Consider the following 26,195-nt stretch of genomic DNA (forward strand, 5'->3'; position numbering starts at 1 on the left):
AACAGACCTTGATGTGAGGCAAAATCTCCGCCTCAGGTCGGGCACAAGTCCGGCCTCTCGTGCGTTACGTGCGCTGAGACACCGCTAACACCCAGAGGGGGAGAGCGAACAATGGCAACGGACTACGACACCCCGCGCAAGACCGACGATGACGTCGACAACGACAGCATTGAAGAGCTGAAGGCCCGGCGCAACGAGAAGTCGACTTCGTCCGCGGACATGGACGAATTCGACTCTGTCGAGAGCATGGAGCTTCCCGGTGCGGACCTCTCCAATGAGGAGCTGGCCGTCCGGGTCCTGCCCAAGCAGGCCGATGAGTTCACCTGCATGAGCTGCTTCCTGGTGCACCACCGCAGCCAGCTTGCACGTGAGAAGAACGGTCAGCCGATCTGTCGCGACTGCGACTGAGAGGCGTCGGCCGTGGCTGGCTCCACACCCTTTCGGAAGCGAGTCTTCCGGAAATCTGGTGATCCGGCGGAGACGCAGGTGGCACCCATCGATCCGGAAACGGGTCCGGGAGCTCCCGGCGGCTCCGCCAGTGCGGCGATCGCCGTGCCCTCCGACACCGCCCCGGCGGTGCCGTCGGCCACAGAGACCGACGAAGGGTCCCGGCAAGGTTTCGGGGCTCGTCGGATGCAAGCCGTCAAGAACGGTGTACGCAAGGGCGGCGAAAGTGTCAGGGACGCCGCCCTGTACCTCACGGACAGGGTCATCGAGAACGCACCGCGCGTTCCGGTTCGGGACCTCGCGACACTGCGCGCGCAGTTCCCGGGCCTCGGCCCCGATCAGCTCGCCGACAAGCTGATCTCGGGCGCCGCCAACGCCACCTCGACCGTGGGCGCCGGAATCGGCGCGGCGGCCATGCTGCCGGTGCCGCCCGCGATGCCGGCGGAACTGGCGGCCGAGATCACCGCCGTCGCGGCCATCGAGCTGAAGCTCATCGCCGAACTCCACGAGGTCTACGGCCAGCGGCCGCACGGCGACCTCAAGCAGCGCAGCCTCGCCTACCTCACCGCCTGGACGGAGGAGCGCGGGGTCGACCTGACCAAGCCGACCACGCTCAACGCGGCGCTCGGCGGACAGGTGAAGCGCGAACTGCGCCAGCAGATCATGAAGCGGATGTTCCGCAACCTGCCGAACCTCATGCCGTTCATGGTGGGCGCCGCCGTCGGCGCGGTCATGAACCGACGGGACACCCGCAAACTCGCCGAGAAGGTCCGTGGTGACCTGCGCAGGCGTGCCGTGGGCTGGGAGGTCCTGCGCTCCCTGCCGCCCCTGGAAGGGCCCGTACAGCCCCTTCCCGAGGCCACCAGGGTCGCACTGGAGGCCTCGGATCCCTCCGCGTACGGCTGAGGCCCTCCGCCGGGGCGCTCCGCCCCGGCCGGGGCATCCGGTCCGACGGCCCGTTCAGGCCGCCCGGGTGCGGGCGGCGAGCAGGGCCGCGGCCAGGGCCTGCGGCTCGCGGGTGGAGACGTAGACGTACGGGGTCGGGTCGGCCGGGTCGGTGACCTCGATGCGGACCGCGGTCGGCACGTAGCTGCGCATCAGCATGAAGGCGCGCGTGTCCGCCTTGTACGACCGCCAGGCGCGCGCCTGTTCGGCGTCCAGGATCTCGGGCTCGCCCAGGGCCGTCACCGGGATCCGCGCATCCCCGGCCGCCAGCGCACCGTTCACCACGCGCACGCGCGCGGAGCCGTACGAACTCACCAGCAGCCCGGCCAGCGCCGTGCCCCCGACCAGGCCGGCCAGCAGCGGCATCGTGCCCAGCGGCAGCAGCATCAGCGCGCACGCGAGGCCGATCAGTACGGCGATGCCCCACCAGGAGCGGGGGGCGGTCAGACGTTCGTCGTGGTGCACGGTGGAGAGCTGCATGCGGTCAAGCCTGCCACGAGGCGACCGGTGGGTAGCCGCGCGGGTAAGGTCTGCGGCTGTGAGTGGACGAAACACAGCGTTGACGCCCCCGGACGATGCCGCCGCGCCGGTCCGGCACCCCGACGCGCCCGCACCCGGCGAGCTCCTCGGTGCGCACTACGAGCACTGTTTCGGATGCGGCGGGGGCCAGCCCCACGGACTGCATCTGGAGGCACGGGCCGGTGAGGGCGTGCGCGTCACCGCCGAGTTCACCGTCAAGCCCGCGCACCAGGGCGCACCCGGTCTCGCGCACGGCGGCGTGCTCGCCACCGCGCTCGACGAGACGCTCGGCTCCCTGAACTGGCTGCTGCGCGTCATCGCGGTGACAGGACGGCTGGAGACCGACTTCGTGCGGCCCGTGCCGGTGGACACCGTGCTGTACCTGGAGGCCGAGGTCACCGCCGTCGCCGGCCGGAAGATCTACTGCACGGCCGTCGGCCGGATAGGCGGACCGCAGGGCCCGGTCGCCGTGCGCGCCGACGCCCTCTTCATCGAGGTGAAGGTCGACCACTTCATCGACAACGGACGGCCCGAGGAGATCCAGGCGGCGATGGCCGACCCGGACCAGGTCAGGCGCGCACGCGCCTTTGAGGTGAACCCCTGATGTCCCAGACCAACCACGATTCCCGGCCGCCGGTCGACGTGCTGATCCGCCGCGTCGACCCGGAGGTGCCGATTCCGGCCTACGGGCATCCCGGGGACGCCGGCTGCGACCTGGTCACCACCGAGGCCGCCGAGCTGGAGCCCGGTGAGCGCGCCGTACTGCCCACCGGTGTGTCCATCGCGCTGCCCGACGGCTACGCGGCCTTCGTGCACCCGAGGTCCGGCCTGGCCGCCCGCTGCGGGCTCGCGCTCGTGAATGCCCCGGGGACGGTGGATGCCGGGTACCGTGGAGAGATCAAGGTGATCGTGGTCAATCTCGACCCTCGCGAGAGCGTCCGGTTCGAGCGTTTCGACCGCATTGCCCAGCTGGTTGTCCAGAGGGTCGAGAAGGTGCGCTTCCACGAGGTGGCGGAACTTCCCGGCTCGGCCCGGGCCGAGGGGGGCTTCGGCTCCACCGGCGGTCATGCGGCCGTGGCCGGATCCGGCGCTGGTCAGCAGGGTGGGAATGGCTACGCTTCGGTCGTAACCGACCGGGAAGGACAGTGACGTGTTCGGACGTCGCAAGAAGAACGACTCCGCCCATGACGGCGGCGCGGCCGAGCAGGTCGTAGACGGCGTCGGCGCTGAGCAGGACGACGCGGGCGAGCAGGAGAGCGCTGCCCAGCCGCGCCGGGTGAACCTGCCGCCGGCCCCGCGGCCCGACGGCCCGTGGGACGTCTCCGAGGTGCTCGGAAACCCGGCCGACGGCCGGGTCGACCTCGGCGGCATCCTCGTACCCGGTGTCGAGGGCATGGAGCTGCGCGTCGAGGTCGCCGGTGACGCGATCGTGGCCGCGACCGTGGTCCTCGGCGACAGCGCGGTGCAGCTGCAGGCCTTCGCCGCGCCCAAGAAGGAAGGCATCTGGGGCGAGGTCCGCGAGGAGATCGCCACGGGCATCACCCAGCAGGGCGGCATCATCGACGAGGCCCAGGGCTCGCTGGGCTGGGAGCTGCGCGCACAGGTGCCCGTACCGCTCCCGGACGGACAGACCGGCGCCCAGCTGGTCCGCTTCGTCGGCGTCGACGGCCCGCGCTGGTTCCTGCGAGGCGTCATCTCCGGCCAGGGCGCGGTGCGTCCCGAGTCGGCGGGCGTACTGGAGCAGATCTTCCGGGACACCGTCGTCGTCCGCGGTGACGGCCCGATGGCTCCCCGCGACCCGATCGTCCTGAAGCTCCCGAACGACGCCCAGATGGTGCCGGACGGCGTGCAGACGGACGACCAGGAAGGCTCCCGCTTCGGCGGCGGCATGGGCCAGCTCGAGCGCGGCCCGGAGATCACCGAGGTCCGCTGACCTCGGACGGCCCCCGCGCACAGGGGGGCTCGTCATGCGTTTCGGCCGGTGGGCCCCACTCCTTCGGGGTGGGGCCCACCGGCTTGTCCGTGCCGCGTCAGGGATCCGTCAGGGATCGGCGCAGGGGCCCGGATCGGTGCGTGCACGGCGTGGACGTCCCGGAGAATGGGGCGCATGGGACGCGGCAAGCTCAGGATCTACCTCGGCGCGGCGCCCGGTGTGGGCAAGACCTACGCGATGCTCTCCGAGGGCCATCGCCGGGTGGAGCGGGGCGCCGACTGCGTCGTCGGCCTCGTCGAGCACCACGGCCGGCCGCGCACGGAGGTGATGCTCCACGGCCTCGAACAGGTCGGGCGCAAGGCCTTGGCGTACCGGGGCGCCGAGTTCACCGAGATGGACGTGGACGCGCTCCTCGCCCGCAGGCCCGCCATCGCGCTGGTGGACGAGCTCGCGCACACCAACGTGCCGGGCTCGCGCAACGCCAAGCGCTGGCAGGACGTGGAAGAGCTGTTGCGGGCCGGCATCGACGTCGTGTCCACCGTGAACATCCAGCACCTGGAGTCACTCGGTGACGTGGTCGAATCGATCACCGGGGTGCGCCAGCGCGAGACCGTGCCGGACGAGGTGGTCCGCCGGGCCGATCAGGTCGAGCTGGTCGACATGTCCCCGCAGGCCCTGCGCCGGCGGATGGCCCACGGCAACATATACAAGCCCGAGAAGGTCGACGCCGCCCTCTCCAACTACTTCCGGCCGGGCAACCTCACCGCCCTGCGCGAGCTCGCGCTGCTGTGGGTCGCCGACCGCGCGGACGAGTACCTCCAGCAGTACCGGGGCGAGCACGACATCCGCTCGACCTGGCAGGCGCGCGAGCGGATCGTCGTCGGGCTCACCGGCGGGCCCGAGGGGCGCACGCTCATCCGGCGGGCCTCGCGGATGGCCGCCAAGGGATCGGGCAGCGAGATCCTGGCCGTCTACATCGCCCGCAGCGACGGACTGACCGCCGCCTCGCCGAAGGAGCTCGCGGTCCAGCGGACCCTGGTCGAGGACCTCGGCGGCACGTTCCACCATGTGATCGGCGACGACATCCCCGACGCCCTGCTCGCCTTCGCACGCGGCGTCAACGCCACCCAGATCGTGCTCGGATCCAGCCGCCGCCGCTCGTGGCAGTACGTCTTCGGCCCCGGGGTCGGCGCGAGCGTCGCCCGCGACTCGGGGCCCGACCTCGACGTGCACATCGTCACGCACGAGCACGTCGCCAAGGGCCGCGGCCTGCCCGTCGTACGCTCGGCGGCCCGGCTCGGGCGGCCCCGGATCATCGCCGGCTGGGTGGTGGGGACGGTCCTCCCCGTCCTGCTGTGCCTGCTGCTCACGCACATCGACGCGGACCTCGGGCTCGCCAACGACATGCTGCTCTTCCTGTCGCTGACGGTGGCGGCCGCACTGCTCGGCGGGCTCTGGCCGGCCCTGGCCTCCGCCGCCCTCGGCTCGCTGCTGCTCAACTACTTCTTCGCGCCGCCCCTGCACCGGTTCACGGTGTCCGACCCCAAGAACATCGTTGCCATCGCCGTCTTCTTCGGGGTCGCCGTGTCCGTGGCCTCGGTGGTGGACCTGGCCGCGCGGCGCACCCACCAGGCGGCCCGGCTGCGTGCCGAGTCCGAGATCCTCTCCTTCCTGGCCGGCAGCGTGCTGCGCGGCGAGACCACCCTGGACGCGCTGCTGGAGCGGGTGCGCGAGACCTTCGCCATGGAGTCGGTGGCCCTGCTGGAGCGGGCGAACGACGTGGAGCCCTGGAAGCCGGCCGGCAGCGTCGGCCCGGCTCCGGCAGCCCGGCCCGAGGACGCCGATGTGGACATGCCCATCGGGGACCACATGGCGCTGGCCCTCTCCGGCCGGGTGCTGCCCGCCGAGGACCGCCGGGTGCTCGGCGCCTTCGCGGCCCAGGCTGCCGTGGTCCTGGACCGCCAGCGGCTGGTCGGCGAGGCCGAGGAGGCCCGTCGGATGGCCGAGGGCAACCGGATCCGCACCGCGCTGCTGGCCGCCGTCAGCCATGACCTCCGTACGCCGCTGGCCTCCATCAAGGCGTCCGTGAGCTCCCTGCGCTCGGACGACGTGGAGTGGTCCGAGGAGGATCGGGCCGAGCTGCTCGAAGGCATCGAGGACGGCGCCGACCGCCTCGACCACCTGGTGGGCAACCTGCTGGACATGTCCCGGCTGCAGACCGGCACCGTCACCCCGCTGATCCGGGAGATCGACCTCGACGAGGTGGTCCCGATGGCGCTGGGCGGCGTACCCGAGGAGAGCGTGCTGCTGGACGTGCCCGAGGCACTGCCGATGGTGGCGGTGGACCCGGGGCTGCTGGAGCGGACCGTGGCCAACGTGGTGGAGAACGCCGTCAAGTACAGCCCGGCGGGTGAACCCGTACTGGTGGCGGCCAGCTGCCTCGGTGACCGCGTCGAGGTACGGGTCGTCGACCGCGGGCGCGGTGTGCCCGACGAGGCCAAGGACCGGATCTTCGCCCCCTTCCAGCGGTACGGGGACGCCCCGCGCGGGGCCGGCGTGGGCCTCGGGCTCGCGGTCGCCCGCGGGTTCGCGGAGGCCATGGACGGCACCCTGACGGCCGAGGACACCCCCGGGGGCGGGCTGACCATGGTGCTCACCCTGCGCGCGGTAGCCAGGGGGCGGGAACCGGACCGTGCCACGGCGGACGGCGGCGGGGCCGCGGCCCTGACCCTGGAACCGACGGAACCGACGGGAACGGTCCAGCCGATGGAACCGATGGAACCGATGGAACCGATGGAACCGATGGAACTTGATCACGACCGTGATCGGACGACGCGACAGAAGGCAGGACCTCAATGACCCGGGTGCTCGTGGTGGAAGACGAGCCGCAGATCGTCCGAGCGCTCGTCATCAACCTGAAGGCGCGCAGGTACGAGGTCGATGCCGCGGCCGACGGCGCGAGCGCACTGGAGCTCGCGGCCGCCCGCCACCCCGACGTGGTCGTCCTCGACCTCGGGCTGCCCGACATGGACGGCGTCGAGGTGATCAAGGGCCTGCGCGGCTGGACCCGGGTACCGATCCTGGTCCTCTCCGCCCGGCACACCTCCGACGAGAAGGTCGAGGCCCTGGACGCGGGTGCCGACGACTACGTCACCAAGCCGTTCGGCATGGACGAGCTGCTCGCACGGCTGCGCGCCGCCGTCCGCCGGGCCGAGCCGGCCGCGGGCGCAGGCGGCGGCGAGGACGAGGTGATCGTGGAGACGGACGGCTTCACGGTGGACCTGGCCGCCAAGAAGGCCGTGCGCGAGGGGCGCGACGTACGCCTGACGCCCACCGAGTGGCACCTGCTGGAGGTCCTGGTCCGCAACCCCGGCAGGCTGGTCAGCCAGAAGCAGTTGCTCCAGGAGGTCTGGGGGCCCTCGTACGGCACCGAGACGAACTATCTGCGGGTCTACATGGCCCAACTGCGGCGCAAACTGGAGGCCGACCCCTCGCATCCGCGGCACTTCATCACCGAACCGGGCATGGGATACCGCTTCGAGCGGTAGTGGGCGCGCCGGTACGCTTCCTGTATGAGTGCTGAACCGCGTCCCGAGAAGCCCGCGAAGCCGGCCAGGCCTGCGGGCCGGTTCCGCCGGATGATTGAGCGGCTGTCCACCTCCCAGGAGGAGCTGCATTCGGCGGAGCTGCAGGAGGACGCAGAAGCCGCGGGGTGCACGCGGATCTGCGACTGCCACGACCGCCAGATAGTCAAGGTGACCGGGACGCTGCGTACGGTCACCCTGCGACCGCGTGCGGGCGTACCCGCCCTGGAGGCGGAGCTCTTCGACGGCTCGGCCGCCCTTGACGTGGTCTGGCTCGGGCGTCGCTCGATCGTGGGAATCGAGCCCGGCCGACGCATGATTGCCTCGGGGCGCATCTCCATGACCCACGGCCGTCGGGTGCTCTTCAACCCGAAGTACGAACTCCGCCCGCTCGGACAGGAGCAGTAACCGGTGACGTCACTCGACAAACCGACCACCCCGGAACCCGCCGGGCCGCGCCATGCGGCCGCGCCGTCCGAGGACCAGAAGGCCGTGACGCAGGCGGCGCTCTTCGATGCCTTCGGCGGCATCCGGGGCACCGTGGAAACGATGCTGCCCGGGCTGCTCTTCGTCATGATCTACACGATCAACAAGGACGTGAAGTGGTCCGCCGTCGCGGCGGGTGCGGTCGCCGTCTTGCTGGTGATCGTCCGGCTGCTGCGCAAGGACACGGTCAAGCACGCCTTCAGCGGGGTCTTCGGCGTGGGCGTGGGCGTGGCCTTCGCCCTCTTCACGGGCAGCGCGAAGGGCTTCTACCTGCCCGGCATGATCTACGGCGTCGGCCTGGGAGTGGCCTTCACGGTCTCCGCGCTGGTGGGCTTCCCGCTGCTGGGCGTGATCCTGGGCCCGGTGTTCAAGGAGAACCTGTCCTGGCGCACCCGCAACCCCGGACGCAAGAAGGCGTACGTCAAGGCCAGCCTGGCCTGGGGCCTGATCTTCCTCGCCAAGTACGCGATCCTCTTCCCGCTGTACTGGTGGGGCGACGCGACGCAGCTGGGCTGGGTACTGATCGCGCTGAAGCTGCCGCCGATGGTGCTCGCGGTGTACTTCACCTGGGTCTTCCTGGCGAAGGCGCCGCCGCCGATCGACGTGATCGCGGAGTGGGAGGCCAAGGAGGCCGCGGAGGCCGCCGCCAAGGAGACGAAGGCCTGACCGACGGCCCGCACTGAGGCCCGCAGCCGACGAAGGGGCGGGACCGGCCCAAGAGGCCCGGTCCCGCCCCTTCGCGCTGCCGTGGGGCCCGGGAAGCCCGAAGGGGGCGCCCCTCGTACGGGGGCGCCCCCTTCGCCGTCCAGCGTGCCCGCAGGGCTCGTGGCTAGCGACGGGCCTGGAGGAGGTCCTCCAGCTGTTCCTCGCGGGCCTGGGCGGCCACGAAGAGCAGTTCGTCGCCCGGCTCCAGGGTCTCCTCGCCGTGCGGGGTGAGGACCCGGTTGCCCCGGATGATCGTGACCAGTGAGGTGTCCTCGGGCCAGGTGATGTCGCCGATCTGGGTGCCGGCGACCGAGGAGTCCGGCGGCAGGGTCAGCTCGACGAGGTTGGCGTCACCGTGGCTGAAGCGCAGCAGCCGTACGAGGTCGCCGACGCTGACGGCCTCCTCGACCAGGGCCGACATCAGGCGCGGCGTGGAGACGGCGACGTCGACACCCCAGGACTCGTTGAAGAGCCACTCGTTCTTCGGGTTGTTGACGCGGGCCACCACGCGCGGGACCCCGTACTCGGTCTTGGCGAGCAGCGAGACGACGAGGTTGACCTTGTCGTCGCCGGTGGCCGCGATGACCACGTTGCAGCGCTGGAGCGCCGCCTCGTCCAGCGAGGTGATCTCGCAGGCGTCGGCCAGCAGCCACTCGGCCTGCGGCACCCGCTCCACCGAGATGGCGGTCGGGGCCTTGTCGACCAGGAGCACCTCGTGGCCGTTCTCCAGCAGTTCGCCCGCGATGGAGCGGCCCACCGCGCCTGCCCCGGCGATCGCGACCCTCATGCGTGTGCCTCCTCAGGCCCTTCGGCGAACGCCGCCTCGACCTTGTCGATCTCGTCCGTGCGCATCATCACGTGGACGAGGTCGCCTTCCTGCAGGACCGTCGCCGACGTGGGCAGCATCGCCTCGCCCAGGCGGGTGAGGAAGGCCACGCGGACGCCCGTCTCCTCCTGGAGCTTGCTGACCTTGTGCCCGATCCAGGCCTCGGAGGTGTGGACCTCGGCGAGCTGCACACCACCGCTCGGGTCGCGCCACAGGGGCTCGGCGCCCGAGGGCAGCAGCCGGCGCAGCATCTGGTCCGCGGTCCATCGCACGGTGGCGACGGTGGGGATGCCGAGGCGCTGGTAGACCTCGGCGCGCTTGGGGTCGTAGATGCGGGCGGCGACGTTCTCCACGCCGAACATCTCACGGGCCACGCGGGCGGCGATGATGTTGGAATTGTCACCACTGCTGACGGCGGCGAAGGCGCCCGCGTCCTCGATTCCCGCCTCCCGCAGGGTGTCCTGGTCGAAGCCGACCCCGGTGACGCGGCGGCCGCCGAATCCGGCGCCGAGCCGGCGGAATGCGGTGGGGTCCTGGTCGACGACGGCGACCGTATGCCCCTGCTGTTCCAGGGTTTGCGCGAGGGCGGAGCCCACTCTTCCGCAGCCCATGATGACGATGTGCACGGCCGTCCTTCCGGCTGTCAGCGACTCGCTGGTTCCCAGCCTCATTGCATGCTCTGGTTTAACAGGGTCTCAGACCATGGCCCAAGCTACACACGGGCGGTCACCGATGGGGCCTCTTGCGTCGCAGTCGTGCTGCGGGTGGGGAGGAATTGCGGCGGGATTGCGGTATGAGGGGGTGGGGGTTCGTCAGTCTGATTTCGAACGCTTACGATCCTCTGCGTGTCCAAACTGACCGACGTGCCCAAACGGATCCTGATCGGCCGGGCGCTACGCAGCGACCGCCTCGGAGAAACACTCCTTCCCAAGCGGATCGCCCTTCCCGTCTTCGCCTCCGACCCGCTGTCCTCTGTGGCATATGCCCCTGGCGAGGTACTGCTGGTCCTGTCGATCGCGGGCGTGTCGGCGTACCAGTACAGCCCCTGGATCGCGCTCGCGGTCGTCGTGCTGATGTTCACCGTGGTGGCGTCCTACCGCCAGAACGTCCACGCCTACCCCAGTGGCGGCGGCGACTACGAGGTGGCCAACACCAACCTCGGACCCAGGGCCGGCCTCACCGTGGCGAGCGCCCTGCTCGTCGATTACGTGCTGACCGTCGCCGTCTCGATCTCCTCCGGAGTCGAGAATCTCGGCTCCGCCGTCGATTTCGTCATCGAGCACAAGGTGCTCTCGGCGATCGTCATGATCCTTCTCCTCACACTCATGAACCTGCGCGGTGTGAAGGAATCCGGGAAGCTCTTCGCGATCCCGACCTATGTCTTCGTCGCCGCCGTCTTCGTCATGATCGCCTGGGGTGCCTGGAAGGGCATCGTCCTCGACGAGACCATGACGGCCCCGACCGCGGATCTCGAGATCAAGCCCGAGCAGCAGGGCCTGGCCGGCTTCGCGATGGTGTTCCTGCTGCTGAGGGCCTTCTCCTCCGGCTGTGCCGCCCTGACCGGTGTCGAGGCGATCAGCAACGGCGTACCCGCCTTCCGCAAGCCCAAGAGCAAGAACGCGGCCAGCACCCTCGCCCTCATGGGCGGCCTGGCCGTCACCATGTTCTGCGGGATCATCGGCCTGGCCATGGCCACCGACGTGCGGATGGCCGAGAACCCGTCCGCCGACCTGCTCGACAACGGTGTCCCCGTCGGCCCCGACTACGTCCAGCACCCGGTCATCTCGCAGGTCGCCGAGGCCGTCTTCGGCAACGGCAGCTTCCTCTTCATCCTGCTGGCCGCCGCCACCGCGCTGGTGCTCTTCCTGGCCGCGAACACCGCGTACAACGGCTTCCCGCTGCTCGGCTCGATCCTTGCCCAGGACCGCTACCTGCCGCGCCAGCTGCACACCCGCGGCGACCGGCTCGCCTTCTCCAACGGCATCGTGCTCCTCGCGGGCGCGGCCATGCTGCTCGTGTGGATCTACGACGCAGACTCGACCAAGCTGATCCAGCTCTACATCGTCGGCGTCTTCGTCTCCTTCACGCTGAGCCAGATCGGCATGGTCCGGCACTGGAACCGGCACCTGAAGACGGAGCGCGACGTCGCCGCCCGCCGCCGGATGCACCGCAGCCGGGCCATCAACACCTTCGGTGCCTTCTTCACCGGCATGGTGCTGGTCGTCGTCCTCGCCACCAAGTTCACCCACGGCGCGTGGGTGGCCCTGCTCGGCATGGTCATCTTCTACGGCACCATGAGCGCGATCCGGAAGCACTACGACCGGGTCTCCGCGGAGATCGCCGCCGCCGAGGGCCCCAGCGAGGACAGCGTGCGGCCTTCCCGGGTCCACTCCATCGTCCTGGTCTCCAAGGTCCACAAGCCCACGCTGCGCGCCCTGGCGTTCGCCAAGCTGACCCGCTCGGACACCCTGGAGGCGCTCAGCATCAGCGTCGATGTGGCCGAGACCAAGGCACTGCGCGAGGAATGGGACCGGCGCGGGATCAACGTACCGCTCAAGATCCTCGACTCCCCGTACCGGGAGATCACCCGCCCGGTGGTCGAGTACGTCAAGGGCCTGCGCAGCGAGAACCCGCGCGACGCGGTCAGCGTCTACATCCCCGAGTACGTCGTCGGCCGCTGGTACGAACACCTGCTGCACAACCAGAGCGCGCTGCGGCTCAAGGGCCGGCTGCTCTTCACCCCCGGCGTGATGGTCACCTCGGTGCCCTACCAGCTGGAGTCCTCGGAGCTCGCCAAACGGCGGGCGAAGAAGCGCCAGGACTGGAACGCCCCGGGTGCGGTGCGCCGCGGCCCGGTGGACAGCCCCGTCCGGACCTCGCCGCCGAAGGAGCCCACCGGGAAGGGCACCCCGAAGGGCTGAGCAGGTTGGTGAACGGCCGGACGAGATCCACGTAAACTGGTGGGTCGGTCGTCCGGCCGTTTTCCTTTTCAGTTTTTTGGAGTCTCCCCACCATGACGAGCGTCGAGCAGAACGAGAAGCAGTCACTGGTCGGGGAGGAGTACGAGGTCGAGGTCGGCCCCGTCGCACACGGCGGGCACTGCATCGCCCGGACCGAGGACGGCCGCGTGCTGTTCGTCCGCCACACCCTGCCCGGTGAGAAGGTCGTCGCCCGGGTGACCGAGGGCGACGTGGACTCCCGCTTCCTGCGCGCCGACGCGATCACCGTGCTCGACGCCTCCAAGGACCGGGTCGAGGCCCCCTGCCCGTACGCCGGCCCCGGCAAGTGCGGCGGCTGCGACTGGCAGCACGCCAAGCCCGGTGCCCAGCGCCGGCTCAAGGGCGAGGTCGTCGCCGAGCAGCTGAAGCGGCTCGCCGGGCTCACCCCCGAGGAGGCAGGCTGGGACGGCACCGTGATGCCGGCCGAGGGCGACAAGCTGCCGGCAGGGCAGGTGCCGCAGTGGCGCACCCGCGTGCAGTTCGCCATCGACGAGGACGGCAACGCGGGCCTGCGCAGGCACCGCTCGCACGACATCGAACTGATCGACCACTGCATGATCGCCGCCCCGGGTGTCAGCGAGCTGGGCATCGAGCAGCAGGACTGGCCGCAGATGGCCACGGTCGAGGCGATCGCGGCGACCGGCTCCCAGGACCGCCAGGTCGTCCTGACCCCCCGCCCCGGCGGCCGCCTCCCGCTGGTGGAGCTGGACAAGCCGGTCTCCGTCCTGCGCGTGGAGGAGAAGGACGGCGGGGTCCACCGCGTCCACGGCCGCCCCTTCGTACGGGAGCGCGCGGACGGCCGTACGTACCGCGTGGGCATGGGCGGCTTCTGGCAGGTCCACCCGCAGGCCGCGGACACCCTGATCAAGGCCGTCATGCAGGGCCTGATGCCGCGCAAGGGCGAGATGGCCCTCGACCTCTACTGCGGCGTCGGCATCTTCGCGGGCGCCCTGGCCGAACGCCTCGGCGAGACGGGCGCGGTGCTCGGCATCGAGTCGACGAAGCGCGCGGTGGAGGACGCCCGCCACAACCTGGCGGACTTCCCGCGGGTCCGCATCGAGCAGGGCAAGGTCGAGCAGATCCTCCCGAAGACGGGGATCACGGAGTGCGACCTGGTCGTCCTGGACCCCCCGCGCGCGGGCGCGGGCAAGCAGACGGTCCGCCACATCACGGGCCTCTCGGCGCGCAGGATCGCGTACGTGGCCTGCGACCCGGCGGCCCTGGCCCGCGATCTGGGCTACTTCAGGGAGAACGGCTACAAGGTCCGCACGCTCCGCGTCTTCGACCTCTTCCCCATGACGCACCACGTGGAGTGCGTGGCGATCCTGGAACCGATTGCCAAGGGCGCCTGACCTGTGATTTCACAGTTTCGGTAGTTCACCCGACCTGTGGCTGTCCATGAGGAATGGCGGTACCAGGCGCCGCCCGGCCTCCCTCCACGCTCAAACCGGAGGGAGGCCTGTCGCTCGAGCAGGGTGGACGATTCCAGGCCTGCGAAGGCAGGGAACATCACGAGGTGCAGGGCCCTGCCGTGGCGACTGCACGGCTCACGTCCGGTCGCCAAACCCCATGACCGTGTTCAGGTTCAGGACAGGTCCCGCGCCTCCCAGCGGTCCCGGAACCACGCCAGGGCCTCGAAGAGGCGCTCGCGGTTGGCGTCCTTCTCCAGCAGGGAGAGCCGGATGTTCGGACGCAGGTCCAGCCTGCCCTCCGGGATGTCGACGCCCTCCATTTCGTTGAGACGCCGGAGCAGTTCGGAGCGCAGCGCGCGGTCGGTGAACGGCTCCCGGCCGGCCAGATGCTGGAACACGACCTCCGCCGTGCCGCCGCGCCCGCTGCCCGGGTACAGGGTGAGCGGCCAGATGCCGCGGCCCGGACTGCCCGCGTCGCCGAGCATCAGGAAGGCACTGGTGGTGACGCGCCCTGAGCCGTGCCCGATCCAGCCGCCGAGCTCCTCCCAGTGGGCGAAGACGTCACGTACCGCTTCAACTGTTTCGGGGGAGTCGTCGACGTTCAACTGATGGAAGAAACGCTCGGCGCGCGTCTGCTCGCCCGGGCCCCCCGTATCGGCGCGCTCCGTGGTCTCCGCACCGTCCACGTCGTCACCGGTACCCCCAAGCAGTAGGGCGAGGTCGTCAGCCGTGAGGCGCTGAGCGGGGTCAGCTGCTCCGCTCCCGGTGAAGTGGATGCCGTCGGCGGTCAGTCGGGATCGGACGTTTCCTCCCGCTTCCTCGGGCGCCCACCGGAAGCCGTCGGCTACCTTGCCGTCGGCCGTCAAGACCCGGTACGCGTTTACGACACCCGCAGTGTCCGCCAAGTGGTTGCCGACGGCCTGGGCGCCGGAGCCGATGAAGGCTGCGAGATCGCCGTAGGAGGTCCACGTCCCGTGGGGGAGCGCAGCCAGTACCTGGTGGGCCAGCTGCCAGTCCCGGCTGCGCTCGGCCCTGCCCACCCCACGAAGGGGAGCCGGCCACAGACCGATCGCGCGGGCGGCGAGCTCGTCGGCGCGAGCCAGAATCTCCTTCGCCCCCCAACTCTCGGTGGCCGCGATACGGCGGTTCATCTCCAGGTGGCTGCCGTGGAGGAGATCCTGCTTGCGCTCGAACGGATGGTTGGAAAGTTCTGAGTTGACCGCGGTGAGCGTCAGATTCCCGAGAGTGTGCTGCAGCCGGGCGTGCAGCTCCTCCGTGCTCTCCCCGTCCGCCACGTCCTCGCCCAGCATCTGCAGCCATTCGTCGCCAGGGGACTGCGGCATGACGTGCTCGATGGTGAGCTGCGCGGCCGCGAAGTCCACCGGTTCCGGATGCTCGTGGCTCTCTTCCAGGCGCTGTAGTACCGACTTGCGCTGGTGCCAGCGCCCGAACTGGTAGAACGGGGCGGTCCGGACCTTCTCGCGCAGTTCGTCGTCGTCGGGCCAGAACCGGTTTTCGGAGGAGAGGAGTTGGCGCAGGCCGTCGGCCACAGGGAGATCGCGGGGAAGCTGTCCGGGCAATGCCTGGAAGATCCTGTTGAGGTTGTTCGTCGGCACCCGGCAGATCATCCGGCGGACGAGGAAGCTCTCGATGTACGACAAGGATCGGGCCGTTTCGGCGGAGTCCAGATCCCCGCGCTCGCGGCGGTCGAGCAACAGCATGAGTGCCGGATACGTGACCTGGGACTGCCACTCGTTCAGGCGGTGCAGGTGGGCGCGGACCAGCTGGTCCGGTTCCTCCTCGGGGTGGATCAGCCGCCGGAAGAGAGAACTGAGCCGGTGCAGCTCCCGGATGTACGCCTCGATGGCTTCCTCGCCCGTCTCCCGTCGCTCGAAGCGCTGCTGCTGGGCCGTGTAGAGGTCTTGGCGGCGGACCCGGTCGTCCCCGTCGAGTACGAGTTGCAGCCACATGAGCTGTTCGAGCTCGTCGTTGCTCAGGCTCGCCTGCATCGGCAGCCAGCGGGTCTCGTAGACGTGCTCCCCTCGGGTGGGCAGCCGCATGAACAGGTAGTTGCGCAGCAAGTCCGCCTGGCTGAGCTTGAGACCGGTGTTGTTGAGCGACTCGAAGATGCGGTGCACGTTGTCGCCGCGTTCAGCGGTTACCGCGACGAGGGTGAGGCGTGACGTGATGGCCTGCTCCATGCGGAACACGTCCTGGGATGCCGCCGGATCGCCGACGGCCACGAGCTTGCGGCGGAAGAACTGGTAGGCGTTGGCCACGCTGCCTCCGACGGTCGTTGCCGCCTCGTGGCCACGGATGTGTGAGGCGAACTGGGACCGGTCGGCCTGGGTCGGCAGCAGACGAAAGTGGTCGTCGCCGCTTTTGCGCTTGTTGATGAGGTATTCCTCGTCAATGCGCTCCGCCTCGTCGGGCTGGGACCCGGCGACGTGATCACGGATCGCTGCCAGGGCGAGGGAGAGCGTCGTGAGTCGCTGCTGACCGTCGACAACGAGCCAGCGGGGGAAAGTCGCCTCGTTCTGCGGGGACGGTGCAAGCACGACGGAACCGAGGAAGTGGGTGCTCGCCGGCTCCCCGGATTCGATCAGTTCGGCCTGCTCCAGAATGTCGCTCCACAGCTGACCCAGCTGCTTCTCCGTCCAGGAATACGTCCGCTGGTACAGGGGCACCTGGAACTGCTGGGCCCTTCCCTGCACAAGATCGGCGAACAGGGTTTCCTTCGCCTGCATTACTCCCCCTTTGTGGCGATTCGGTTGGTTCTGGTGCTCACGAACGTGAACGGACCAGCTGCCTGGTGAGCTGTTAAGCGGCTGCCGAGCCGGACGGTGGGCCGTCGCCTGCCAGCAGCTCGGCTGCCCTCCCGGCCTGGCGGTCCGCGTCCTCGGGCAGGAAGCGGCTGGCTTTGCCGTTCCACGTCACGACCAGTTCGTCGCGAGCCCGGGTGGCGGCCACGAACAAAAGCGAGCGGGCCCGCTGCTGCTCTTGGCGGTACCGGGCCGGATTGGCCAGACGGAACGCCTCGATGCGTTGATGCGGCACAAGGCCTTCACTGACACCGGCCAGGAATACGCGCTGGAACTCCAGGCCCTTGAACCGGTGCATGGTGCCGATCCGCACCGTGTCGGTGTCACGCGGGCCGTCCCGGCCGATCTCGGCGGCCGGAATGAAGAACGGCGCGGAGGCCAGGGTGTAGGCGAGCTGGGTCACGGCTGCCTTGTCGGGGACGCTGACGGCCATGGCCGCATAGGGAGTGCCGTAGCGGTCGTGCCGCTCCTTGATCAGCGTGGCGACCGTCCGCATCTCCGTCTGCCAGTCCGGCGCACGCCAGTACTGCGGAGCGAGCCCGGTCAGTACGGAGCGGTACCCGTTCAGCGTGTCGGCCCCGTCGTCGAGGTCGTCGAACGCCTCTCCGTGCACCAGGCCGTGTGCGCTGCCGAGGATCTCCCGTGTGGTGCGGTAGTTGAGCGTCAGTCGCCTCGATGCCCGGCCCGGCGTGCTGATGCCGAACCTGCCCAGCACCACTTGGTGCGAGTAGATGCGCTGGTGTGCGTCACCCACCAGGAAGATGTCGTTCGGTCCCGGTGCCACCATCGCGCGCAGCATGCGCCAGTGCGATGCGGACAGGTCCTGCGCCTCGTCCACGATGACGTGCTGGTAGCGGGGCTTCAGCCACATGCCGCTGCCCGCCTCGCGGTGGATGAGGTCGAGGCCGCCGTGTTCCGCCTTGTAACGGGCCTGCTCCGCAGCCTTGGCCATGCGGCGCTCCTCGATCCGGGCCGCTTCGTCCGCGATGAGCGCGTACGTGGTCCGGCGCGGTGGCTGAGCCAGATGCGCCCGATACATTTCGACCAGCTGCCACACCTGCCGGCGCTCTTCACGCTGCAGCTTGCCCCGGCCCTTGCGTTCGGCTCGGAAGTACAGCCGGTCGTTTCCGCAGCCCTGGGCGAGGATGACGTGCTTGAACTCCGAGTCCAGGAACTCCGCGTCGTAGTCGAAGACTCCGGCCTCCGTGCACACGGTGTGCCAGAGGTTCAAGGCCTCCTCGTCGCCCAGCGGAGTACCGAGGACGGCAGTGGGCTGCTGCTCGACCACCTCGCGAGCCAGCTGGTCAACGGACTTGATGTCGACCCGGCTCACTAGCTCGTCACCGCCGAGGCGGTGGAGCCGGTCCTTCAGATCGGAGGCGAGGTTGGTGTTGTACGTCGTCAGCAGCACCGGGCGGGTCCTTCCCGGCGGCAGCTGCGCGACGAGGTGCCGGACCCGGTGCAGGGCGACGACGGTCTTGCCCGTGCCGGGGCCTCCCGTGACCTTGGCGGACCCCTTGAAGGAAGCCGTGGCCAGCCGCTGCTGCTCGGGGTGGAGGAACAGCCGCCAGGCGTCGAAGGTGTCGCCGAGGGCATCGAGGACCGCCGCGTCCTCCGTGCTGACCTGGGACACCGGCCGACGCGCGGCCCTGGCCCAGTCATGCGGATCGACGGCCTCCTCGGCTTGCCACTTGCTGGTGATGTGTTCGCGGACCGCGTCCGGCTCCATGCCGTCGTGCAGAGCCAGCAACACGTCGCGGGTGAGCCCGGGAAGGTTGTGGGACAGCAGCGCTTCCAGCTGTCGGTCGTCCGTGACCCGACGCAGCGTGGGGAGGAGGGAGGCGATGACTCCCAGGCCGACGAGTTCGGAGTCCGGGTAGCGGGCGAAGAGCGGGACGGACAGGGACCGTGGTGAGGGAACGGACCCGTCGGCGCCGTCGGCAGATGCGGCCGGGGCCTCCTCGTGCCCGCCGGCGTCAGGTTCCGGCCGTACCGGCAGAGCGACGACGTTGGCGCTGACCTCGCTCTGGTCGACGAGCTCGACGCCGCCCGAGACGGCGTTGATCTCCACGGTCAGCCGGGCCAGCTCGTCCCGGGCGGTCGCGCCGACGCGGACGGCGAGCAGGTTGAAGCGGTTTTCCTCCGTTTCCAGGAACAGGCCCATCCGGCTGCCGTCCAGCGTGGCGAGGTACAGCCGCCCGTTCGCCCCAGCCTCGCGCAGCGGAACGAGGCGCAGGGCGCGGTTGGAGCGGTCCGCCCGCAGCCTGCGGACGAAGTCGCCCACCGCGTTCTTCGTCGCCGGATCCAGACGCCTGATGTCCTCGTTCGCTTGCGGCGCGACGGCGACCTGAGTCCTGACCGCACTGCTCATGTCCACTCCCTCCCTCTCCGACCGACCCCGTGCTGCTAGCGCAGCAGGCCGGCCAGCCCTTCCTCGTCCCAGCCGTCGGGTGCCCGGACCTCCCACCCCGCCGCCGCGCACTCGGCCATGTACGCCGCGTCTTCCGCGTCCTCGCCCAGGACGATGGCGATCCGCCGGTCGGGCCAGGCGAGTTCGAGCGGTCGCGAGATCCCGTCGGCATCCCAGCCGGCCTCGGCCGGTCGTACGTCGCCGCGCGCCGCGAGTGCCTGGGCCAGTGCGTCGATCGCCGGGTCGCCCATGTACGACAGCTCGCGCAGGACGACCTCCCAGGCAGCCCGTTCGACCGCGGTCGGTGTTCCAGCCGCATCGGGGGCCGCTGCGGCGGACGAGGGCGGCGCCGCTTCCGGCTCCGCGGCCGGCGCGGCCTCTTCCTGTTCCGATCCCGCTGTCAGCAGCCCGCTACCGGGCAACTCCTCGCGGAGCGCGGTCAGGAGTCCGTCGGCACGGACGGCTGTCGCAGCGAGCAAGCCGGCATCGAACGAGTCCAGTCCGCTGCGGGCGAGCTGGAGACCGTCGGCCCGGCCCGTACCGGTCGGGTCCAGGAACTGGAGTACGTTTCCCCAGCTCAGCCAGGCCTTCCAGCGCCGCCGGTGTGCCGCGCCGTCACCCCGTACGGCCTCGTCGCGATCGTCGAGCACGGCCAGGGCACTCAGCCCCGCAGGCTGCACCCGAGCATCGCCTATCAGCACGAAGGGCAGACCCGAGGAGTCCCGCACGGGGTAGAGCCGTAGCCCCTTACCGCCGACGGCAGGTGTGGCCTCGTCACGCAGCGCCGACTCGATCCAGGGCACGGCGGTCTTGGGGTCGGCGTCGACCACGTCCTCGCGCTGGGCGAGCTTCATCAGACCCCCCACGACGAGGCGTGCCAGAGCACGCCATCGGCCGAGGTCAGGATCGGCGAGGAATCCGAGCAGGGCCGGGATGGCACCGGTGTAGAGCCGGTCGATCTCGGCCGCATTCAGGGTCTTCTTCTCCCAGGCAGCCCGGGCCTTCCCGCCGGGCGTGCTCTCGCCCTGAACCGGGTACGGCGGCCAGGCCGCCTGCGCCGAGGGGCCGGCCAGAGCGGGCAGCAGTGCCTTTACGCCGCCGTCGTCCTCGGCCGTGCCCCGTCCGGCCTGCGTCCGCAGTTCCTTCTCCCAGGCGATCACGTCGTCCCAGGTGATCTGCCAGACCAGGGTGCCGTCGGCGCGGAGACGGGCGCGCTTGGCCGCGTCCCCGGCGATGCGGTTGGTGGCTGCCGAGGCGTGCCAGCGATATCCGTCCAGGTAGATCGCGACGGGCATGGGCGGCGCGCCGTCGCTCGTCGTCTCACCCGCAACCGGGCGCAACAGCAGGTCGGGCACGGTGCCCTGGGCGTACAGCGGCTTCTGGGCCACCGACTCCCAGCGGATCGGCGAGCCGTCCCGCCGCCGCAGGGTGAACTGCTTGCCGTGCCGCCCGGTCGGCGTCTCCTCGTGGTCGACATCGGCCTGGTGGGCGGGATCGGCGAGCCAACGGTCCAGGCAGTCGATGAAGCGCCGCTCCAGATCGCTCTGTGCCTGCTCGGCGAAGCGGATCCGGGCCTCTTCCTCGGCCGCTTCCCTCCCCGCCTGATCCTTGCGTACAGGGTGTACCGCCCAGCGGCTGCGGCCGTCCTCGCCCAGCATGTCGTCGAGCATCCACAGGGCCTCCTGCCGGTCCAGGAGTGGGTACTCCCGCTCCGGGGCGTAGCCGAGGAGGCACAGGTGGCAGGCGCGCCGCCGCCCGTCCCTGCAGGGGCAGTCCCGCAGATACGCCTGGGCCGCCGCCAGGACGGCCCGGAACTCCTCGCCCTCGCCCTCGACGAGCCGCTGGAGGTATCCCGTACCGCCCGGCAGGGAGTCGTACAGCACCAGGTAGTTCCGGGTCAGGCCGCTCTCCCGGTCCGGCTCGGTGCTCGGAGTGGAACGGATGTGCGCCGGATCGCCGCCGTAGCGCAGGGCCAGGCCCAGGTGCAGGGCGGCGGAGAACGAGGCCAGCCGCTCCGGCACGTGGAGGGTCGCCGCTTGCAGCAGGATGCGCAGCGCCTCCGTCTTGTGCTCGGTGGCGGTGATCACCCGCCGGTCCTCGGCGTGCACGGGCCGGTCCCGGCGCCGGGTGGGGCACCAGGGCCGGTGGTGCGCCAGCTCCGGGCGCCCGGCCAGCGACTCGCTCAGTTCTTCCTGTACGGGGGCGTGCCCCGGCTCGCGGTCCGACGCACCGCCGCACAGCGGGCAGACCACGAACGGGGTGACGCTGACCTCGGCCCCGGCGAAGTGCGTGTCCGGCCGCCGGGTCAGCTTGGCGGGACCCAGGTTGAACCGCCGGATCACGGCTTCACGCACGTGATCGACACCGAAGGTCGTACCCGCGTGCCGCCAGCTCTCCTTGATCGCGGCGGGATCGATGTCCACGGCCGTGGCCGTCGAGTAGTACCGCTGGTTGCGCGAGTCGTGGTCGTCGATGATCCGGGCGTCGTCCCTCTTGTCGCGCGAGGTGACCTTGCGGGGCACGATGACGTGGTGCAGGGCGGTCCGCCCGCCGATGCCGGGACCGGCGCAGCGCGGGCAGGGCGCGGTGTCCGTCTCCGCGTTCTTGGTGCGGACGTACCCGCATTCCTGGCAGACCCGCCATGCGACCACGGCCGAACGCGGGTCCTCCTCGCCCTCCTTCGGGCGCGGCCCCAGGTCGAAGCCGTCGATCTTGTGGCGGTAGCCGCGGACGTAGTACGAGTTGCCGGGGGCGAGCTCGGTGAGCGCCGATTCCGACGGCCGGTCGTACACCCGGTTCTCGGTGCGCCACTGCGACTTGGGTGCTTCGCCGGATACGGTCGCCCGGCTCCGGCGCGGGGGCTCCTTGCGGGTGAGGGCGGCCTCCAGCCGCACCCCGTCCTCCACCAGGCTGTAGTTCGGCAGCAAGCCCCGCTCCACGAGGAAGGCCTGTGCTCCGACCTGGGCGAACTCCTGTACCCGCTTGCCGACAGCAGCGGCCTCGCGGGCGAGGTTGCGCTTCTCCCGCGCCTCGTCCTCGACGTTCTCGTGCAGCGCCTCCGCCGCCTCGTTGATCATGGCGCGGCGGTCCACCAGCTCGGCCCGCTCCGACTCCCAGGCGTCCTCGGCCTCCTGCAGGGCCTCGGCCAGACCCCCGTCCGCGTACCGGCGCAGCGCCTTGCGGGCATCGCGCGACACACCCGAGTCCGGCACTCCCCCGATCTCGGGGAACAGGTCCAGGAACTCGCCCACGAGATCCATCCGGCCCGTCACGGCCTGCTCGAACCGCCGCAACCAGCCGACGCGGCCGAACAGCGCCGTCACCCGGTCGGGCAGCGGCTGTACGCCCTCCAGCCGGCCGCGTGCGGCCAGGTCGAGCAGATGCGCCGTGTACTGGCGGCGCAGCAGCTCGCCCGCCGACAGGAAGCAGCCGGGGGGCAGGATGCGGCCCGCGATGAGCTGCCGCGGTTCGGAGAGGTGGTACAGCGCGCGCGGACTGGTGTCGGCGAGCGAGACCATGAGGGCATTGCCCGTCGACCGGCCGGCGCGGCCCACCCGCTGTACGTAACCGGCGGTGCTCGGCGGCAGCGAGGCAAGGATCACCGCCTCCAACTGCCCGATGTCGATGCCCAGTTCCAGGGTGGGCGTGCAGGAGAGCACGTTCGGGTCGGTGTGCCGGACACCCTGCCGGAACCCCTTCTCGACCTCCTCGCGCTCCTTGCGGGTCAGCACGCCCGTGTGTTCGGCGGCGACGACGCTGTACGGGCCGGCCTCGCGGTACAGCCGGCGGTAGTAGTCCGACCGGTAGTCCCGCGCGGCCCGCCCCGCGGCCTGTGCCGAGGGTACGGCGAGCTCGCCCGCGCAGCCCTTGAGCGGGCACGGCAGTCCCTGCCATACCCCGACCCGCTCCGGCGGAACGGTCTGCGTCCAGCCGCACTCCGGGCAGGCGAGGGCCGCATGCGCCGTCTGCTCGTCGCTGAGCGGCCGCACCCGGACGTGGCCGGGGGTGAGCCCGTACACGCCGTGGCCCTTGTTGTTGCCGCCGGCCTTGTTCTCGCCGGTACGCCGGTACGCGAGCGCCCCGATCTCGCGGTCCGCCAGCCGCGGCAGCAGCTCGGCCAGGTATCCCGCCGCCAGCGCGCGGTCCATGCCCAGACAGCGCTCGGCGAAGTCGGTGTACCAGCTCTCCTTGGTGTCGACCCGCTCGAAGTCGGTACGGCCCGAACGCGCTCCGGACAACACGAACGCGGGAGCGTCCGAGTTCCGGCCGAACGCCTGCATGCCCTCGGGGCGCCCGGTCCAGATCGTGTAGCGGCTGCGCCCCTCGCCCTCGATGAACCCGTTCAGCCAGGCGTGCTGAACGCCTCCGCTCACGCGCAGGTGTTCCAGCAGGCCGCGTACGAACCCCTCGAAGCGGCGCAGCCGTTCGGGCCCGGAGGCCGGGAGGGCCGGCTTCGGGGCCGGTGCGAGATCGTCCTCGTGGCCGTCCACCGCCGGGAGTTCGCCCTGCGGGTCCACGGGCAGCTGCCGCCGCAGGTGCTCCTCGTACAGTCCTTCGGCCGTCCTCGCCGCTCGTTCCGGATCAGGGAGGTACACCTCCGCGGCCACCGTACGCGTGAGCTCCAGGGTGCGCCCCTGCCGGGAGTTCAGCCCGAACTCCAGCAGGGCGTTGAAGGCCAGACGCTCGCCGACCAGGTCCCAAGTGCCCTTGAGTAGGCGCTTCTTGCCGGCCAGCAGCCGCTTCACCCGGTCCACGTCGTGCAGATCCGGCGGCACGACGGAAGCCAGGAGCTTCTCCTTGTCGACGGAGGCCCGGCGCACCAGAGCCGCGATCAGCTCATTGAGCGGCACACCGTCCTTGTCGAAGCCGAGAACCTCCGCGGAGCGCTCCGCCAACTGCTCGTGCACGAGCGCGCGCAACGAGAACTTCCATGCCCGGCTCGCCACGAAGCCCGCCCGGTGCGCGGCGTCCTGCACCGAGTCGTTGAAGATCAGGGTCTTGCGCCGGTCACTGCCCTCGTCGTCCTTCTTCGGCAGCTCGCCACCGGTGAACAGCTGGGTGACCGCCACGGAGGCGAGGGGGGCCACACCGGCACCGAGGAAGCGGATGCCCTGGGCCTGGCCACAGGCGGGGCACCGGTCCTGCTTCGCGTAGTCGTCCTGGTCGGCGTTGTCGAACCAGGCCTTGACGAAGACCCCGTTCTCCGGGGCCTCGGCGATCCGCCCGTCGGCGAGGAACACCTCGTCCGGGTCGACGCGCCGCAGCGTCTCGCCGTTGTCCTCCAGCACCAGTACGGTGGCCTCGTGGGTCGCCGAGCGGCGCCCGCGCCGCAGGCTGCGTGCCAGGGCCCGCCGGGCCTGCTCGGCCGCCTCGGCCTGCGTGGCGGTGATCAGCGCACGCACCCGCGCCTTGCCGGCGCCGCCGCCCGCACTGAGCCGGTAGATGTCGTCGGGGGCCGTCACGAGGGAGGACGGGTTGCGTTCGGGGCACACGGCGGACCAGCCGGAGCGCCCGCAGTGCCGACAGTACGCAGACGGCAGCCGCCCGGAGCGTGCCGCCTTCCGGCGCCGCTCCTCCTGGGCGGCCGACGCCACCGCGGTGGCTGCGGCCTGGTCGGCGTCCGACCAGGAGAACACCGGCGTCGGCGAGACGAACCGCAGCACGCGCGACAGGGACCGTACCCACAGGTGCGTCTCGATCAACAGGAGCGGCCGGTCCTGGCCCGCGGGTGCATCAGGGGCCCGGGCCACCGAGACCAGGGCGATGAACCGGGCCAGTGCTTCGGCGGCGGTCTTCGGGTCCTGGGCCGCCGCGACGCACCACGCGGAGGTGGCCGGGAAGGAGCCCAGCACCTCCTCGGCGGTCAGCGGCTGGTCCACGTCGGCGCCCAGCAGCTGGTGCGTGAGGGGGTGTGCGAGCAGCCGCCGTCCGAGCTCGCGGGGGTCGGAGGTGTCGCAGCCGAGGACGGCGCGTGCGATGTCGTCCAGGCCGTGGTCGGCGGGGGCAGGCTCGGGGAGAGCCGCGAGTTCGGCGGGGGAGGGGAGCGGCAGGGACAGATCAACGGGGTGCAGGAAGGAGTTCAGGTCACGCCGGTCCTCCCCGATGACGGAGTCGTCGGGGAACCGCGTACCGAACACCTGCGAGGCCACGTCCAGCATGGCGCGCGGTCCGGAGCCTCCTTGTACCTGCTTGTCAGCTGCTACAGGTGCTTCGCCGAGGGTCGCGGAGGTCGCGACGGGGCAGATCGAGCCGAGCGGGCGCCCGTCTTCGGAGGCTCCGACCACCTTGCCGAGCCGGCGCAGCAGCATGGCGACGTCCGTGCCCTGGGCGCCGTCGTAGGTGTGGAACTCGTCGATCACGATGTACGCGAGGTCCGCGTCGGCCCACAGTGGGGCGTCCTGCTGCCGCTGGAGGAGCAGGTCCAGCATCTTGTAGTTGGTGATCAGGATGTCCGGCGGATTGCGCCGTATCTCGGCCCGCTCGACCATGACCCGCCCGTACGGGGAGCCGTTCGCGGTCGAGCTGGCCTCACCGATGTAGAGCCCGGCGGTGACGTCGGCAAGCCGCTCGTCCTCCAGGAGTTTGCCGAGCCGGTCGGCCTGGTCCCCGGCGAGGGCGTTCATCGGGTAGAGAAGGACGGCCTTGATGCCGGGCTTGCCGGCTGCCTTCGCGCGACGGCAGTGGTCGACGATGGGCACGAGGAAGGACTCGGTCTTACCGGAACCGGTACCGGTTGTGACCAGTGTCGGCTGCGGGGTGTGCCCGCCCTTGGTGGTCAGGCGCGCGAAGGACTCGGCCTGGTGCGCGTACGGCCAGAAATCGTCCTTGTACCAGTCGAGGTGCTGCTGCCAGCCGTCCTCGGCGGCCCGGAAGGGCCGCCGGATCCGGAGGTAGGGACCGCGGAAGAGCCCGTCGGCGGGGTCGGTGAGGAAGTCGGTGAGTGCCTGCTGGGTGGCGGGTTCGGCCAGCGCGAAGGTGGTGGTCAAATACTCGACCGTGGTCTCGCGCAGTGCCTGCGCGGCGAGTGTGGGTCTCATGGCTCGCCGGCCCTCCCGTAGATCCTGCTCACGACTCGTGTCACTGATCGCGACGACGATCTCGACCACT

General features: G+C 70.6%; 17 protein-coding genes. 11 read left to right on the forward strand and 6 right to left on the reverse strand.

Annotated elements, in window-relative coordinates; all coding sequences use genetic code 11:
• Positions 1 to 111: 111 nt before the first annotated feature.
• Together OG753_RS30800 and OG753_RS30805 are read left to right on the forward strand one after the other, a co-directional pair.
• Positions 112 to 408, forward strand: a complete 297-nt coding sequence (locus tag OG753_RS30800) for a DUF4193 domain-containing protein (protein WP_030008769.1) — start codon at positions 112 to 114, stop codon at positions 406 to 408.
• Positions 409 to 420: 12 nt separating this feature from the next.
• Positions 421 to 1,353, forward strand: coding sequence for a hypothetical protein (locus OG753_RS30805; RefSeq protein WP_327264868.1), 933 nt, complete (start codon positions 421 to 423; stop codon positions 1,351 to 1,353).
• 54 nt (positions 1,354 to 1,407) lie between these two features.
• On the opposite strand, the gene OG753_RS30810 is transcribed toward OG753_RS30805, so the two are convergent.
• Positions 1,408 to 1,872 carry a DUF3093 domain-containing protein gene (locus tag OG753_RS30810; RefSeq protein ID WP_327264869.1) on the reverse strand — a complete coding sequence of 155 codons (465 nt, stop codon included), beginning with the start codon at positions 1,870 to 1,872 and terminating at the stop codon, positions 1,408 to 1,410.
• A gap of 58 nt (positions 1,873 to 1,930) precedes the next feature.
• Here OG753_RS30810 and OG753_RS30815 point away from each other — a divergent pair, with 58 nt between their 5' ends.
• From OG753_RS30815 to OG753_RS30845, 7 genes are all read left to right on the forward strand, one after another.
• Entirely contained in the window at positions 1,931 to 2,515 is a 585-nt protein-coding gene (locus OG753_RS30815; protein ID WP_327264870.1) for a PaaI family thioesterase, read from the forward strand.
• Positions 2,515 to 3,060 (forward strand): dUTP diphosphatase, encoded by a 546-nt coding sequence (gene dut / locus OG753_RS30820; protein ID WP_405790956.1) that lies wholly within the window; start codon positions 2,515 to 2,517, stop codon positions 3,058 to 3,060. The genes OG753_RS30815 and dut overlap by 1 nt, the downstream gene beginning before the upstream one ends.
• Before the next feature lies 1 nt (position 3,061).
• Entirely contained in the window at positions 3,062 to 3,844 is a 783-nt protein-coding gene (locus tag OG753_RS30825) for a DUF3710 domain-containing protein (protein WP_401283225.1), read from the forward strand.
• Positions 3,845 to 4,018: 174 nt separating this feature from the next.
• Complete coding sequence (locus tag OG753_RS30830; RefSeq protein WP_405790957.1) at positions 4,019 to 6,703, forward strand: DUF4118 domain-containing protein; 2,685 nt, start codon at positions 4,019 to 4,021, stop codon at positions 6,701 to 6,703.
• A complete protein-coding gene (locus OG753_RS30835) occupies positions 6,700 to 7,392 on the forward strand; it encodes a response regulator (protein ID WP_327264874.1) in 693 nt (230 codons plus the stop codon). Before OG753_RS30830 ends, OG753_RS30835 begins: the two co-directional genes overlap by 4 nt.
• Positions 7,393 to 7,416: 24 nt before the next feature.
• Entirely contained in the window at positions 7,417 to 7,836 is a 420-nt protein-coding gene (locus OG753_RS30840) for an OB-fold nucleic acid binding domain-containing protein (protein WP_327264875.1), read from the forward strand.
• Positions 7,837 to 7,839: 3 nt separating this feature from the next.
• Complete coding sequence (locus OG753_RS30845) at positions 7,840 to 8,580, forward strand: DUF3159 domain-containing protein (RefSeq protein WP_405790958.1); 741 nt, start codon at positions 7,840 to 7,842, stop codon at positions 8,578 to 8,580.
• A gap of 163 nt (positions 8,581 to 8,743) precedes the next feature.
• Here the strand turns inward: OG753_RS30845 and OG753_RS30850 are convergent, their stop codons facing one another.
• Positions 8,744 to 9,406, reverse strand: a complete 663-nt coding sequence (locus OG753_RS30850) for a TrkA family potassium uptake protein (RefSeq protein WP_327264877.1) — start codon at positions 9,404 to 9,406, stop codon at positions 8,744 to 8,746.
• Positions 9,403 to 10,071 carry a TrkA family potassium uptake protein gene (locus tag OG753_RS30855; protein ID WP_327264878.1) on the reverse strand — a complete coding sequence of 223 codons (669 nt, stop codon included), beginning with the start codon at positions 10,069 to 10,071 and terminating at the stop codon, positions 9,403 to 9,405. The genes OG753_RS30850 and OG753_RS30855 overlap by 4 nt, the downstream gene beginning before the upstream one ends.
• Before the next feature lie 219 nt (positions 10,072 to 10,290).
• Here OG753_RS30855 and OG753_RS30860 point away from each other — a divergent pair, with 219 nt between their 5' ends.
• Entirely contained in the window at positions 10,291 to 12,366 is a 2,076-nt protein-coding gene (locus tag OG753_RS30860; RefSeq protein ID WP_327264879.1) for an APC family permease, read from the forward strand.
• A gap of 92 nt (positions 12,367 to 12,458) precedes the next feature.
• Positions 12,459 to 13,796: a class I SAM-dependent RNA methyltransferase gene (locus tag OG753_RS30865; RefSeq protein WP_405790959.1), complete on the forward strand. Its 1,338-nt coding sequence runs from the start codon at positions 12,459 to 12,461 to the stop codon at positions 13,794 to 13,796.
• A gap of 233 nt (positions 13,797 to 14,029) precedes the next feature.
• Here OG753_RS30865 and OG753_RS30870 read toward each other — a convergent pair whose 3' ends face one another.
• From OG753_RS30870 to OG753_RS30880, 3 genes are all read right to left on the reverse strand, one after another.
• The gene (locus tag OG753_RS30870; RefSeq protein WP_405790960.1) at positions 14,030 to 16,603 is read right to left on the reverse strand and encodes a DUF262 domain-containing protein; all 2,574 of its coding nucleotides are present in this window, start codon (positions 16,601 to 16,603) and stop codon (positions 14,030 to 14,032) included.
• 73 nt (positions 16,604 to 16,676) lie between these two features.
• Complete coding sequence (locus OG753_RS30875; protein WP_405790961.1) at positions 16,677 to 19,049, reverse strand: UvrD-helicase domain-containing protein; 2,373 nt, start codon at positions 19,047 to 19,049, stop codon at positions 16,677 to 16,679.
• A 35-nt stretch (positions 19,050 to 19,084) separates the two neighbouring features.
• On the reverse strand, positions 19,085 to 26,125 hold the full coding sequence (locus OG753_RS30880) for a DEAD/DEAH box helicase (RefSeq protein WP_405790962.1): 7,041 nt from the start codon (positions 26,123 to 26,125) through the stop codon (positions 19,085 to 19,087).
• Between the last annotated feature and the right edge of the window lie 70 nt (positions 26,126 to 26,195).

The sequence above is a fragment of the Streptomyces sp. NBC_00029 genome (assembly GCF_045160505.1).
Taxonomy (GTDB): domain Bacteria; phylum Actinomycetota; class Actinomycetes; order Streptomycetales; family Streptomycetaceae; genus Streptomyces.

Excerpts from the sequence above, each read along its gene's own strand:
- OG753_RS30870 (WP_405790960.1), bottom strand. The coding sequence starts at position 16,603 with ATGCAGGCGAAGGAAACCCTGTTCGCCGATCTTGTGCAGGGAAGGGCC.
- dut (WP_405790956.1), top strand. The coding sequence starts at position 2,515 with ATGTCCCAGACCAACCACGATTCCCGGCCGCCGGTCGACGTGCTGATC.
- OG753_RS30875 (WP_405790961.1), bottom strand. The coding sequence starts at position 19,049 with ATGAGCAGTGCGGTCAGGACTCAGGTCGCCGTCGCGCCGCAAGCGAAC.
- OG753_RS30835 (WP_327264874.1), top strand. The coding sequence starts at position 6,700 with ATGACCCGGGTGCTCGTGGTGGAAGACGAGCCGCAGATCGTCCGAGCG.
- OG753_RS30880 (WP_405790962.1), bottom strand. The coding sequence starts at position 26,125 with ATGAGACCCACACTCGCCGCGCAGGCACTGCGCGAGACCACGGTCGAG.
- OG753_RS30840 (WP_327264875.1), top strand. The coding sequence starts at position 7,417 with ATGAGTGCTGAACCGCGTCCCGAGAAGCCCGCGAAGCCGGCCAGGCCT.
- OG753_RS30850 (WP_327264877.1), bottom strand. The coding sequence starts at position 9,406 with ATGAGGGTCGCGATCGCCGGGGCAGGCGCGGTGGGCCGCTCCATCGCG.
- OG753_RS30800 (WP_030008769.1), top strand. The coding sequence starts at position 112 with ATGGCAACGGACTACGACACCCCGCGCAAGACCGACGATGACGTCGAC.
- OG753_RS30865 (WP_405790959.1), top strand. The coding sequence starts at position 12,459 with ATGACGAGCGTCGAGCAGAACGAGAAGCAGTCACTGGTCGGGGAGGAG.
- OG753_RS30810 (WP_327264869.1), bottom strand. The coding sequence starts at position 1,872 with ATGCAGCTCTCCACCGTGCACCACGACGAACGTCTGACCGCCCCCCGC.
- OG753_RS30830 (WP_405790957.1), top strand. The coding sequence starts at position 4,019 with ATGGGACGCGGCAAGCTCAGGATCTACCTCGGCGCGGCGCCCGGTGTG.